The organism is Paenibacillus sp. J22TS3 (assembly GCF_018403205.1).
In the GTDB taxonomy this organism is placed as follows: Bacteria; Bacillota; Bacilli; order Paenibacillales; family Paenibacillaceae; genus Fontibacillus; species Fontibacillus tuaregi.
Genome location: NZ_BOSF01000004.1, coordinates 495,175 through 509,197, shown reverse-complemented (window position 1 = coordinate 509,197; position 14,023 = coordinate 495,175). Strand labels below are relative to the sequence as shown.

The 14,023-nt window shown below is 51.5% G+C and carries 8 protein-coding genes; 5 read left to right on the top strand and 3 right to left on the bottom strand.

What is annotated here, in order from left to right; genetic code table 11:
• Positions 1-75: 75 nt before the first annotated feature.
• From KJS63_RS15680 to KJS63_RS15665, 4 genes are all read left to right on the top strand, one after another.
• Entirely contained in the window at positions 76-534 is a 459-nt protein-coding gene (locus KJS63_RS15680; protein WP_213619946.1) for a CcdC protein domain-containing protein, read from the top strand.
• A gap of 61 nt (positions 535-595) precedes the next feature.
• Positions 596-1,849: a sensor histidine kinase gene (locus KJS63_RS15675; RefSeq protein WP_213619945.1), complete on the top strand. Its 1,254-nt coding sequence runs from the start codon at positions 596-598 to the stop codon at positions 1,847-1,849.
• Complete coding sequence (locus KJS63_RS15670; RefSeq protein ID WP_213620086.1) at positions 1,849-2,526, top strand: response regulator; 678 nt, start codon at positions 1,849-1,851, stop codon at positions 2,524-2,526. The genes KJS63_RS15675 and KJS63_RS15670 overlap by 1 nt, the downstream gene beginning before the upstream one ends.
• A gap of 167 nt (positions 2,527-2,693) precedes the next feature.
• Positions 2,694-7,505, top strand: a complete 4,812-nt coding sequence (locus tag KJS63_RS15665) for an MBG domain-containing protein (protein ID WP_213619944.1) — start codon at positions 2,694-2,696, stop codon at positions 7,503-7,505.
• A 305-nt stretch (positions 7,506-7,810) separates the two neighbouring features.
• Here the strand turns inward: KJS63_RS15665 and KJS63_RS15660 are convergent, their stop codons facing one another.
• The 3 genes from KJS63_RS15660 to KJS63_RS15650 are packed head-to-tail and all read right to left on the bottom strand — an operon-like array spanning position 7,811 to position 11,857.
• Positions 7,811-8,923, bottom strand: coding sequence for a GerAB/ArcD/ProY family transporter (locus KJS63_RS15660; protein ID WP_213619943.1), 1,113 nt, complete (start codon positions 8,921-8,923; stop codon positions 7,811-7,813).
• A gap of 53 nt (positions 8,924-8,976) precedes the next feature.
• A complete protein-coding gene (locus KJS63_RS15655) occupies positions 8,977-10,218 on the bottom strand; it encodes a Ger(x)C family spore germination protein (protein ID WP_213619942.1) in 1,242 nt (413 codons plus the stop codon).
• Between the two features lie 13 nt (positions 10,219-10,231).
• A complete protein-coding gene (locus KJS63_RS15650; RefSeq protein ID WP_213619941.1) occupies positions 10,232-11,857 on the bottom strand; it encodes a spore germination protein in 1,626 nt (541 codons plus the stop codon).
• 250 nt (positions 11,858-12,107) lie between these two features.
• Between KJS63_RS15650 and htpG the strand changes: the two genes are divergently transcribed.
• Positions 12,108-13,991: a molecular chaperone HtpG gene (gene htpG, locus KJS63_RS15645; protein WP_068614783.1), complete on the top strand. Its 1,884-nt coding sequence runs from the start codon at positions 12,108-12,110 to the stop codon at positions 13,989-13,991.
• Positions 13,992-14,023: the final 32 nt, after the last annotated feature.

Below are 14,023 nucleotides of genomic sequence, written 5' to 3'. Positions count from 1 at the left end.
GGGTAGACTTCTTTTATCTGTATTGCGCTTATACTCAAAGTATGAAATACAGATCACGGAAGGAAGAGACACACGATGATGGATTCACCGGTATATTTAATTGTTTTGGTAATCATACTGCTGAGACTTGGACGGGAGAGAGAGGTGCGCCCTGCGAACATGTGGATCGTACCGGCGCTGTTCACGTATATGACGATTGGAACGCTTGCCGAAACGCATGATTTTACAGCTGTCCATGTTCTGATGTATCTGATGGGAGCGGCAGTCGGGACAGGAATTGGCTTCTTGAGGGGAAAACTGGAACGGTTCCGTGTCCACCCATCAACAGGAAACATCACGACTCAAAGCTCAATAGGAAGCATCGTTTTATTCGTGGGTGTGATTCTTCTTCGTTTGCTTGTAAAATATATGGGGAGCGCAGACATGCTGATTCCTATTGGAAATGCACTGCTGCTTGTGTCACTGGCCAGCATCTGCACCCGCCGCTGTTATGTCTATTTGAGATACCGCCAGCTGCAGGGGCAGCGGTACTAGAAAAATATATAATTCAACTTATAATCAATTATGTTATTAAAACAGAAAGTGTGATACCCGTATGACATCTCAGTCCCCCTCCACGGTGTGGGCCAGATTTACTGCATTTATCGAAAACCGCAGCCGGACCTTAATCTTCAGCCTGCTGCTCATATTCATGTTTATGCAGAATACGTTCTTCTCCTCTCTGCCGCATGCTGTGCATGGGGCAGTTCTTTGCGTCTTATATTTGGCGTTCCTCTGGTCCGCCCGCAGTCTGAATTCGAACTGGTTGAGGATATGGACGATAGCGGCTCTGTGGGGGATGACGGTGCTGCTCGGCATCGGATTTGGGGATTACACCTATTCCTTGGTCCTGATCTATTATATTCTGGTCTTTACAGCGGTGCGGCTTCCAGGCCGGGTTTCCTTTATCATGGCAGCCTTGATCATCCTGGTTGATGCCGGTAGCTGGCTGTATATTCATGCAGTTCCGTCCCAGGAAGTTCTGGTCTACTCGCTTACCCGTGTATTGGTGTTCGTTTTCATATGGGCGATCCGGGTAAGAAGGGAAGCCAAGGCCAGCAAGGCGCTCCATTATGAAGAGCTGCAGGAAATGCATATGCGTCTGGAAGAAGCTCACCGTGAGCTTCAGCAGGCTCATCAGGAGCTTGAGGCGGCAACGGTCCGCTCCTTAAGGTATGCGGTGCTCGAAGAGCGGACCCGCATCGCCCGTGATATTCACGACAGTATTGGACACGGGCTTACTTCGGTCATCGTGCAGCTCCAGGCGCTGCCTTTTATCATGAAAGCGAGCCAGGAGGAGGCGGACCGGACCTTGTCTACGGTGCTGGAGGTGGCCCGCGGCTGCCTGACAGAGGTCCGATCGGTGGTACACCAGATGGCGGTGGACGATGCCGATCTGGGACTTGTCGCCTTGAAGAGCTTGATCACAGAGGTACAGGAGCAGAGCGGTCTCCTAATTGCCTTTGATGCTCCGGAGACTGTGAGTGAATGGAGACCCGAGATTGCAGAGCTTCTGTACCGGGTGCTTCAGGAAGCGCTGACGAATGTGATCCGGCATGCCGGAGCAACCCGGGTGGAGGTTACCTTGCGGGATAATGGGAGGTATGCCCAGATGAGTGTGAAGGATAATGGAAGCTTTAGGGATGGTACGGGCCAGCTCCCGGAAGGGTTCGGTATTAGGGGAATGAGAGAGAGATGCGTGAAGGAGGGCGGCTCCTTCTCCGCCGGGATATGTGAGCCGCATGGCTGGATGATCCAGGTGGAGGTTCCGCTGGACAGTCCAAGTGAAGATAAGAAAGGTGTGGAATGATGAGTACGGATCTGATCCGGGTGGCTCTTGTGGATGATCAGCATTTGGTGAGGCAGGGGCTGAGCTATATTATTAATGCCCAGGAGGATATGGAGGTCGTGGGCGAGGCCGGCAACGGACTGGAGGCAGTGGAACTGGCGAAGCTGACCCGTCCTCATGTGCTGCTTATGGACGTACAGATGCCGGAATACAGCGGAATCGAGGCCACCCGTGATATTATGGCGGCTCTGCCGGACAGCCGGGTGGTTATCCTTACCACCTTCGATACGGAGGAGTACGTGTATGATGGCATCCGGTATGGAGCGGTCGGGTATCTTCTGAAGGATGCGGCTCCCGCCGATCTGGTTGATGCGGTCCGTTCCGCTTATCGGGGAGAGGCTGTCTTCCGGACATCGGCCGCAGCTAAAATGATGACTCAAGCTCTCCGCGCTGAGGACGTGAAGCCTGCTGCAGCCGCTGGCTTTCCGGTTGTTGAGCAGCTGGAAGCATTTACGGAACGGGAGCTGGAGGTCCTTCAGCAGATGGCCTATGGGCTGCGTAATGAGGAGATTGCAGGCAGGTTGTTTATCGGCGTTAGCACAGTGAAGACTCATGTCCACCGGATTTTACAGAAAATCGGAGTCGACGACCGTACCCAAGCGGTGGTGTATGCGATAAGAAACGGAATAGTTCGATAAGCATAGGGAGTCAGTGCTCAGGCAAATCTATGAAACCCGGTGGAACTTAAGATTCTGCCGGGCTTTTTTTCATGTGAATTAACATTTGTTAATAGGAATTAAGGAGGTAATCCGTATGATAGTAGATTAGAACTATACCAAAATGACTGGGTTAAGTTGGGAGGCATATGATGCAAGTTGGGGAACAGCATGGACGAACAAAATCGATTTCATATACTAGATGGCTTATTCCATTAATATTGATTCTGCTGACGACGGCATTCATTCCGGATTTCCAGACGGCACGTGCCGAAGGGTCACGGGACCCGCTGGATCAAGCCGGCGACAATCTGCCGATGAATACGGCAGCATTTCTGGAGGATGCGGCACAGAGCTTCACCGCAGGGAGGACAGGCTGGCTTCATGATCTTGAACTATTTATGTTCCGCGGACAGGAGTACCCGGAAGGGACGGTTACCGTGCAGATTTTGGATGGGGAGACCGTGGAGGAAAGTGCTCCCGTGCTGGGCACGGCCACATTTCCGGTTGCGGATATTGTTCCCTCTTCAAGCGGAGGAGGATGGAAGCTGATCACCTTCAAAGAGGGGGTACAGGTGCAGGCTGGCCACACATACACCATCCGGACGACGACAACAGGTGAAGACAGGGATGCTCATGCATTCTGGGGAGCAAAATCCTCTGACTCCTATGCAGGAGGCCAAGGTTATACTCCTTGGCCTGGATGGGAGGCTTCGAAGGATTTCTTGTTCCGCACTTATGTGGCTAGATCGCAGCGGGTTTATAAAACCTATTTGTCGATTTCCGATGCTGAAGTCACGTATAAGGGTACCGTAAGCTTGTTGGCATTGCTGAGAAACGGGTTGGATTTTTTCCCGGGACAGCGGGTAGTTTTCACAGTAAACGGCACCGAGGTAGGCTCCGCGGTTACCGATTCCTATGGGAGAGCCAGACTGAACTACACAGCTGATCTGTCTCCGGGAAGTTATAAAATCATGGCTATTTATAAGGGACAGGGCTATTATGAAGCATCGGATGGCTATAATGCACTGCGAATTACACCTAAGAAGGTAACTGTCACAGTGAATAACGTGTCGCGTGCTTACGGGGCGCAAAATCCAGGGTTTACGGCTTCATTTAGCGGGCTCGCAGGAAGTGATACCCCTACATCAGTTGGGGTAGGAAATATCAAATTCAACACCAGCGCGGCAGTGGACAGCCCGGTCGGCAATTATGCGGTTAACGCGAGCGGATTGTCCTCCAATAACTATAGCTTCACATACATACCGGGGAATCTGACGATTACGCCGGCGCCGCTCGTTATTTCGCCGGATCATGTCTCCAGAGTATACGGGGATATGAATCCGCGGCTTACGGGGGCCATATCCGGCCTCAGGAACGGGGATGTGATTAACGCGGAATATTCAACCTCTGCGACTACGGCCAGCAATGTGGGCATGTATGATATTACGGTCAGCAGCACGGGTCCTGCGGAGGTTAGGAGGAACTACTCCTTAGTCCAAAACATAGGCAAGCTGACCATCATGCCAGCGCCGCTAACCATTAAGCCAGCCAATGTCATGGTGGAATACGGTGAAGATACCCCGTCTTTAAAAGGAACGATATCTGGCCTCAAGAACGGGGATACGGCGGTAGTGGCCTATACTACTACCGCGACCAAGACCAGTGGAGCAGGAACCTACAATATCACCGCAACCGTTACGGGTCCTGCGAATGTGTCCACGAATTACAGTACTATGGTGATTTTTGGCAAATTAACTGTTTCCAAGGCGCCGCTTCTTGTAACTCCGTCTAATCTGTCCAGATGGGAAGGTTATGATAACCCGGAGCTGTCAGGCACATTAACAGGCATCAAGAACAGTGACGCTGTTACAGCGGCCTATCGTTCTGACGCGGACAAGACCAGTCCGCCAGGAGAGTATCCGATTAGCCCGGAGCTGTCTGATCCGCAGAGGAAGTTGGGCAACTACAGTGTCACCCAGAATAAAGGGGGACTGAAAGTGTACTCCCCTCCGCAGATTACTTACAGCGGCAGTGATGATGTCAATCATGTGACCAAGGACGTATCGCTCCCGGCAACGGATGCGGTAGGAACAGATGTGATCTGGACTTCATCAGACAGTGGGCTTCTTGATCCCTTAACCGGAAAGGTTCAGCGGCCAGCTCATGGTTCTGGATCGGCAGCGGTTACGCTGACAGCGGAGGTCCATAAGAACAACACCACCTACTCTAAGCAGTATGAGCTAACGGTACAAGAAGCTGATCTGACCGACCAAGAGGCGGTGAATAAGGATAAGTCCTCCCTTCGCATTGGCTACGCTTCGGGAGATGACGCTGGTCATGTGACAGGCAGGCTTACCCTGCCGGCCGCAGGACAGTTCGGATCAGCTGTGGAATGGACTTCCTCACAGCCGGATGTGATTGATCCGAAGACTGGCCAGGTTGTCCGGCCAGACAGCAGCCAGAAGGATGCGGTGGTTACGCTGGAGGCTGTACTTACCCGGGGATCGGCCAGCGTTAAGATCAGCTTCGAGCTTACTGTTCCGCATCTTCCGGTTGGGCTTACTTCGATAGCCTTTGACAAGCCGGAGTACAGTGTCGCTGCGGGTGGAGAGCAGCAGTTCGAAGTCAGGGTGGAATACTCCGACGGTACTTCTAAGACGCTGCTAGAAGGGGTGGACTACACAGTGGAACATCCGGAGCTGGTGCAGATCGACGCCAACGGACGGATCAAAGGCATTGCAGTAGGCCGTACCGTGATCCATGCCGGTTACCAGGGCATGGAGGCTTCGTCTACGGTTAAGGTCACGACGCCAGAAGGGGGCGACCCAGGCAACCCGGGCGACCCAGGCAACCCTGGAAATCCAGGTAACCCAGGTAACCCAGGGAATCCGGGTGACCCGGGCGATCCCGGCAACCCCGGCAACCCCGGCAACCCCGGCAACCCAGATGACCCTGGCCCATCGGTGATCCAGAAGCTGGTCTTCGGCCAGCCGGAATATACACTTACTCCGGGAGATACAGTGAATATCGTGCTTACAGCGTACTACAAAGACGGAAAATCGGCGGATGTCAGCGCAGAAGCCGAATACACAGCTGCCGATCAGACGGTGGCACGGGTAAAAGACGGCAAGCTGACCGCTCTGAAATCCGGCGAGACTATAATTAACGCCGTATACGGAGACGTTCGTGCCGAGCTTAAAGTGAAGGTTACAGAGGAAGACGGTAATCCGGGCTTGCCGGATGATTCTGGCTCGCAGCTCGCCAGCCTGGCGGTGGATCAGGGTGCAGACACATTCACCCCCGCGTTCTCCGGAGTGGTTACGGATTACTCGGTGAATGTCGCAAACGAGGTGAAGTCGCTGAATGTAACCTTCGCCAAGGCGAAGGCGGACGCTTCGGTTAAAGTGACGGGGGCCGCTTATGTCTCCGCGACAGATAGCGTGTATACTTATGCGGCTGCCGATTTGAAGGAGGGGGAGAACGCCATCCGAATCGAGGTAACTTCCCCGGATGGAAGTGCCAGCCGAACCTATAACCTCACCGTTACCCGCTCAGCAGGCGGGAACCAGAATCCCCAGCCTGATCCTGACCCGACTCCTGTTACCTATACGGTAAGCTTTGACAGCATGGGAGGGTCGGCGATCAGCAGCCAATCGGTCAAGGGGGGCCAGAGAGCTTCTGAGCCACCCGCGCCAGTCCGAACTGGCTATATCTTTGCAGGCTGGTACTCAGACTGGGGTCTTACCCAGTTCTATCGTTTCACGGACGTTTTGGTGAACGTCAATTTGACGCTGTATGCCAAATGGAATGTGAGCATACCGCCTCAGCCGGGGAACGGAGGGAATGGGGGAGACGGAGGCGGCTCCACACCGGTGGAGCCCACACCTGCACCGCCGGCTTCATCGGAAGGCCCGACTCCTGGGGCAGTTCCACCGCCGGAGAAGCTGACTGCTACAGACGGGAAGCTGACCGTTCCCGTGGGAAGAGAAGGGGAGGTTAGCCTGGATGATACGGTTAGCATCTTGATTCCGGCTAATGCGTTCAGTAAGGAATTAGGCATTACAATTGAGAGGATTACAGACTCTGACTCAAGGAGTCTCCTGACGAATAATGAGATTGCCGTCAGCCCGGTCTTCGAGCTGCTTAAGAGTGTGCCGGATTATTTCATTAAGCCGGTTACCTTAGTCTTTACTTTTAATCCATCCAGATTGGCTGGCGGTCAGACGGTAGGGATCTTCTATTATGATGAAGTGAGGAAGACATGGACAACGGCAGGAGCAGGAACCATTTCGGGGAACCGGATTTCGGTGCCGGTTAACCATTTCACGAAATATGCTGTGCTTGCCGTTGACCAGGCCACCGGTCTTCCTGTAAGAGGTGGCAGCTCCGAGGTCAAGCCAGAGACGAGCGCTCCTGCTGAAGTTTATTTTAGTGATACACAGGGACACTGGGCTGAATCAGGGATTAAACAGGCAATCATCGCAGGTATTGTAAAAGGCTACCCGGACGGTTCCTTCCGTCCCAACCAGACGGTGACACGTTCTGAGTTCGCAGTGATGCTGATAAACGTGCTGAAGCCAGAGAAGGTGGAGGCCGCTCTCGGCTTCACGGATAAAGACGGGATAGGTTCTTGGGCTAAGCAGGCTGTAGCCCAGGCGGTCCGGGCGGGGATCATCAAGGGCTATGCGGACGGTACCTTCCGTCCGGATGCTGCCATTACCAGGTCTGAGATGGCCGCCATGATCGCGGCTGCGCTTCATTTGAAGCCTTCTTCAACACCCTCTTCCGGCTTCAGCGACGACAAGCAAATTCCTGCTTGGGCAAGAGGCGCCGTGGAACAGTTGAACCGGCTTGGTGTGATTCAAGGGAAAGGAGCACATCAATTTGACCCGGCAGGTCATACTACCCGGGCTGAGGCAGTGACTGTACTGCTGAAATTAAAGGTACATGGCCAGTGAAGCTGGAGCCTTGAAAGTTCACCTCGCAGCAGCATAAATACAGGTGGCTGTAGTCCAGCGAAACGCTCCGCTATGTTAGTCAGCAGGAATTCCATTCTTACGACTGAAATTACATTAGATCATAGAGAACATTCCTTATTAGAGGCCGCTGAGTGATCAGCGGTCTCTTGGTTATTGGAGCAGTTGAAGTTGGAGTAAAAGTGTTTGAGCTGGAGCAGTTGGAGTAGGAATAGGAATAGGATTAGTTTGACTTGGAACTGTTGGGAGCTTGAGTTAGCTGGGAGTACTTCTTCCCTCCACCGTTATTATCCCCCACTCTTGCTCCCGCCCTCCGCTCGTTTCTTTTTACGCAGGAGCATCACCACGAACAGAAGAGCGGGGAGCGCTATTTGGAAGATAGGCCAGACTTTAGTTACAGTCAAATGGAGCCCTATCCATACAAACTCGGTATACGTGGGAGAGACGAAGGAGACGGCATAGATCACGATGCCAAGTGGTATAACCCAGATTTTGTACTTAAGCCAAGCAATCTGCTGAAGACCGATCACTGCCCCGGCATAGAACAGGATGGCTTTGGTTCCTATCCCGATGAACAAGATTAAGATGAAGAGAGCATCGGCTCTTTCGAATACCCGGGTCATCTGAATAACTTGTACAACCTCCAGAAGCGGATAGGTGCAGATTGCAGCTAGTTCCGGACCGAGCACAAGAACGATCAGTTGGTTGAATAGAGTCAGAAGAATCGCAACTCCACAGTAAGTGAGTGTCATAGCTTTATTTAGGTTCTTCTTCTCAGTGACGAGGCTGAAGAAGGCCAGGAACAAGACGGCTTGGCCAAATGGAAAAGAGATAATCTTCGGTATGGCTGCATCCCATACGGGCTTGAACCCGTTTTCGAGGATAGGCTGCATAAATTCGAAATGAGCTACACCGGTAGTGAGGATTAATACAATTAGGCTTCCATAGCCTAAAATCATAACCGGGAGCAGAGCTATACAGGTTAAGAAGTTAATCTTCGGTCCGTAGCGGACACAGTTGACAATGACCAGAAGAGCGATAGCCGCGACCACAAAGAGGGGGGTCCGGTTCAATAAGGTGGCCACCGTCAATTCGCTCAAGTCACGGAGATTGCGGGAAGCCTCATAAGTGAAGTAAGCAATGAAGGCCAGACCAAAGATACTTCCAATGATTTTACCGAAATAAACTTTGTTTAACTCATATAGATCATACCTTGCGTCCAAATGATGAATCCCCAGGTACATGGCCAGAAGCAGTAATCCTGCGGCAGCTCCCAGAAGCATGGCCAGCCAAGCATCCTGCTTGGCCTGGCTGCCGAGGAAGAACAATGTGGTGCTTCCCACCTGAAACATAGAAAATGTCACAGCCAACGCATGTAACCCGATACTGTTCTTGCTCATTTGCACATAACTCCTTCTTAACAAGGTGCAAACCAGGCCGGACGTATTGCCGGCTATTTCTTTTCCTTCTCTTTCTGGAGCTGGTCGAACGATTTCTGAATAAGTCCCGGGCGTCTGATTTTTGCCTGGACTTGCACATCCAATTTCATCCTATTCAATTCCTCTGGCCACCGGTCCTTCAGACCCCGCCAGTCTGACGGAAATTTCCGGTGTACTTTATCAGCAAATCCTGCAGCGTCTACTTTAAGGCGCTGTATCCCGGACCAGGCCTTAAAGATTGTTTTCTCAATTTCCTTGTCCAATTGGGTCTCTAGCTGCTTGATGACCTCAGGATGGGTCAGATCCAGTGGACAGCCAGATTCAACGAGATTGCCTCTGATATTTACCTTAAGGCGCATCACATAATGTTCACCTTCCTTTACCGGCACTGCTTTGGTCTTTGAGGAATTTACGAGGAAAGTGGCCTTGTTGGAATTCTCTGAACTAGGGGAACAAGGAAAGGGGATCTCTGTCTTTCTGATCTGGCCTGTCATCCAGGATAAGCCCAGCCCTTCCTCGTGATTGAAATAACCTGCAAACTTGTCACCTTGAAAAATACCCAGTCCTGACAAAACTAATTTGATGGGTGGAGAAGTCACCTTGTACACCTCAAGAGACTGCTGCTCAGCTCCGCTGTGTTCTGACCTGTCACCAGATAATTTGATTATCGGCATCCATGCGCCTTTACTGTCCGAGTTTACGCGCAAAGCAAATTCGAGAACGTTAGTAGAAGGGAAGTAAGCGAGCAGCCGTTTCTCCTCATCCACAATATCGGACAGGCTTGTGCCCGGAAGCTTCTCCGGCGGATTTAACTGCTTCACGATCTCACTGGCTTGCCCTTCATATAACAGCATTAGCACGGTCTCCCGGGGTTCCGGATTGCGGAAATAATAGTCCAGCAGATTATTGATCCCGTGCTCTGCGGCTTCTTTTCCAATAACAACCACCTTGTTATGAGCTACAAATATCCGGCGGGGATTCTCCAGGCTGCTTAAGTTCCAGGCCTGATGAATGGTCTTGGCCTGTACCGAGAAGACATGTACAGCGGGCTGATTCGTACTTCCTGATGGTCCACCGGTTCCAGAGGTCATAGCTGAAGGAACTACGATTTGGTAAGTGATATTCCAGCCATCTTCTCCGTAATCAACACCAACTGCGTTCACAATTCCCAGCTGATTCAGTTCAATCCGGTTCCAGCAGCCGGAGAGCAAGCCCATCATGACCAGGGAGATGGTTACGAGTAAGACACGTGCCACTTTAGAGCCCTCCTTATTTCATTGAATCCCGTTTGTGATCCACTGCTTTTTGGGCATAGGCAGCCGGTTCGTCCGCCGCTCTCTGCTTGTTCTCTTCCCCGATCAGCTCAGGACGGTTCTTCATCTTCCACCAAGGCGCACGGAAGAATAAATCTTTAAAGTTCGCAAATTTGAATGGAGCCAGCGGCATCATGTAAGGAACTCCAAAGCTCTGCAGGGATGTCAGATGCAGCAGGATGGGGATAATTCCGGCCAGGATGCCGAACAGGCCGAAATTGCCCGCCAATATCATAAGCATAAAGCGCAGCAGCCGGATGGAAGCGGACATATTGATTGCTGGCAGCACAAAGTTGCATATCGCGGTAAAAGACACTACGATCACCATCGCCGCTGACACAATTCCGGCCTGGACCGCGGCTTGTCCAAGCACGAGAGCGCCTACAATCGAAATTGCCGGCCCTACGGCTCTGGGCATACGCACCCCAGCCTCCCGGATCAGGTCGAAGGTAAGCTCCATGATCAGCGCTTCCATCAGTGCGGGCAGCGGTGTGTTCTCCCGCTGGGCCGCTAGTGTAATCAGGAGGGTTGTCGGCAGCATCTCCTGCTGAAACGTGGTTGTTGCTATGAAGACGGCAGGCAGCAGCAGGGCGACAAAGAACGCCGCGAACCGGACAAGCCGGAGGAAGGAGGAAATGTCATATCTTTGGTAATAATCCTCGCTGGATGCAATAAATCTGAAAAAGGTCACCGGTGCAATCAGAGCAAACGGCGTCCCATCCACAAATACCGCGACCAGACCTTCCAGCAGTCCTCCTGCAACAGTATCGGGACGTTCTGTGTTGTACAGGGTTGGAAAGGGGGAAATCACACCGTCTTGTATAAATTCTTCAATATATCCGCTCTCCAGAATACTGTCCGTGTGAATAGAATCGAGCCTGGAGGAGATCTCTTGGACGACCTCAGGATTCGCCACACCCTTAATATAAGCAACGGTCACTTGGGTCTGGGTGTAACGACCGAGGATACGGGACTCCAATCTTAGATCAGGTGAACGGATTTTGCGCCTGAGCAGCGCGAGGTTTACTGCAATATCCTCCGTGAAACCTTCCTTGGGACCGCGGATAACGGTCTGGGACGAAGGTTCTTCCACAGAGCGTCTTGCTCCGCCGGCGATATTTGCCGAGAAGGCCGTCCTTAATCCATCGATCATGAGAACAGCATTGCCACCCAAAACGGAGCGGAGCAGGTGGTTCTCCGTATGCAGCATATGGATACTCCCCACGGGGAGATGCTCTTTGATCCAGCCTTCAGCTCTAAGGGAATCGCCTAGTTCATTCCTGCTTGAGTTAACCAGGGCTTCCATTATGATGGACAGCCTGTGAATGTCTACTAGACCTTCAATATAACTAATGGCGATTGCCGGACCAGTGGAGGAGGAGCTGCTTATCTTCCGTATCACAAAGTCAGAGCTGCCCCCCATCCTGTTTTGAAGATGAGAGATTTTGTCCTCGAGATCCACGGGTAAGGCCCCTGGCTGGATATCTGTGGGGAAAGGGGGCTGCCCGCTGTGGGCAGGCCGGTTACGATTTTGGTTGATTTGGCGGCTGAAGCCGAGCAACAGACGGAGAAGCTGGAACATAAGCGGATGCCCTCCTTCTTCACCTTATTTCCATGTAATTTGCTCCCAATCGGGAATTCTATGCATGGTGTCAGCGCTTCCCGGTACATAGACTGATCCGCAGCTTCCTTAACTTGACACTAGGTTAGGACCATGTTATATAAAAAATATGAATTAGCACTCATGAATGAAGAGTGCTAACACGCCAGCGGTGTGCAGGCTGTACACCGAAGCATCCTTTACTTTTAATATAGAAAGGAACTAATAAGTCATGGCAAAAAAACAGTTTCAGGCTGAGTCCAAGCGTCTCTTGGACATGATGATTCACTCCATTTACACCCAGAAGGAAATTTTCCTCAGAGAGCTGATTTCCAACAGCAGCGACGCTATAGATAAGATGTATTACAAGGCCCTTAGCGATGATTCCCTGGTCTTTAATCAAGGCGATTACTTCATTAAGATCAAGGCGGACAAGGCCAACCGGACATTGACCATTTCGGACACCGGGATTGGTATGACGCAGGAAGAGCTTGAGAACAACCTCGGTGTCATTGCGAAGAGCGGCTCCCTGGCCTTTAAGAACGAGAATGAATTGAAGGACGGACATAACATTATCGGCCAATTCGGGGTAGGTTTCTATTCTGCGTTTATGGTCGCGGATGTTGTTACCGTTACGAGCCGGGCATTTGGAAGTGAAGAGGCCTTTAAATGGGAGTCCGAGGGAGCGGATGGATATACGATTGAGCCTGCTCACAAGGATACGGTAGGAACTGAAATTGTGCTCAAGATTAAACCGAACACGGAAGACGACCAGTATGATGAATACCTGGATGAGTACCGTCTGAGATCGATTATTAAGAAATATTCTGACTTCATCCGTTATCCGATCAAGATGGATGTTACCACCCAAAAGGCAAAGGAAGGCACCGAGAACGAGTTCGAAGAGGTTGTGGAAGAGCAGACCATCAACAGCATGGTTCCGATCTGGAGGAAGAACAAGAGCGAGCTGAAGGATGAGGACTACGAGAATTTCTATCACGAGAAGCGTTACGGCTTCGATAAGCCGCTGTCCCATATTCATATCAAAGCGGATGGCGCGGTTGTCTACAACGCGATTCTGTTCATTCCAGAGAACACCCCGTTCGATTATTATACGAAGGAATATGAGAAGGGTCTTGAGCTGTACTCCAACGGTGTATTGATCATGAACAAATGCGGCGATCTGCTGCCGGATTACTTCAGCTTTGTCAAAGGTATGGTCGATTCGGAGGATCTGTCGCTGAACATCTCCCGGGAGATGCTGCAGCATGACCGCCAATTGAAACTGATCGCGAAGAACATTCAGAGCAAGATCAAGAGCCAGCTTCAGACTCTGCTGAAGGACGAGCGCGAGAAGTATGAGAAGTTCTACAAATCCTTTGGCCGTCAATTGAAGTTTGGTGTATATAACGACTACGGCATGCACAAGGAAGTGCTGCAGGACCTGCTGCTGTTCTACTCTTCCAAAGAGAAGAAGCTGGTTACGCTGGATGAGTATATCTCCCGGATGCCGGAAGAGCAGAAGTATATCTACTATGCGGCAGGTGAATCTGTAGAGCGGATCGAGAAGCTGCCGCAGATTGAAGTGGTTACAGACAAAGGCTACGAGGTTCTGTATCTGACCGATGATATCGATGAGTTCGCTGTCAAGATGATACAATCTTATAAGGAGAAGGAGTTCAAGTCCGTATCCAGCGGAGACTTGGGGCTCGAGTCAGACAATGACAAGGAGCAATCCGATTCGGAGGAGAATGCGAACAAGGAGCTGTTTGAGGCAATGCAGGGCGTGCTCGCTGGCAAGGTCTCCAAGGTGAAAGCCTCCAAGCGGCTGAAATCCCATCCGGTCTGCCTGTCCACGGAGGGTGAGCTTACGATCGAGATGGAGAAGATTCTGAAATCGATGCCGAACGGCCAGGATGTGCAGGCGGATAAAGTGCTGGAGATCAATGTGAATCATGAAGTCTTCAAGTCGCTGAAAGATGCGAAGGATGCCAGCAACCAGGAGAAGCTCGAGCTGTATACCAATCTGCTGTACAACCAGGCCCTGCTTATTGAAGGCCTGCCGGTTAGTGATCCGGTGGAGTTCACCAACAATATCTGCAAGATTATGGTTTGAGAATAAACCTGACAACCTGAATTCAACCCGCT

Bases quoted from the DNA above. Each gene is read 5' to 3' on its own strand.
- KJS63_RS15665 (WP_213619944.1), top strand. From the start codon at position 2,694: ATGATGCAAGTTGGGGAACAGCATGGACGAACAAAATCGATTTCATAT.
- KJS63_RS15660 (WP_213619943.1), bottom strand. From the start codon at position 8,923: ATGAGCAAGAACAGTATCGGGTTACATGCGTTGGCTGTGACATTTTCT.
- KJS63_RS15650 (WP_213619941.1), bottom strand. From the start codon at position 11,857: ATGTTCCAGCTTCTCCGTCTGTTGCTCGGCTTCAGCCGCCAAATCAAC.
- KJS63_RS15670 (WP_213620086.1), top strand. From the start codon at position 1,849: ATGAGTACGGATCTGATCCGGGTGGCTCTTGTGGATGATCAGCATTTG.
- htpG (WP_068614783.1), top strand. From the start codon at position 12,108: ATGGCAAAAAAACAGTTTCAGGCTGAGTCCAAGCGTCTCTTGGACATG.
- KJS63_RS15680 (WP_213619946.1), top strand. From the start codon at position 76: ATGATGGATTCACCGGTATATTTAATTGTTTTGGTAATCATACTGCTG.
- KJS63_RS15675 (WP_213619945.1), top strand. From the start codon at position 596: ATGACATCTCAGTCCCCCTCCACGGTGTGGGCCAGATTTACTGCATTT.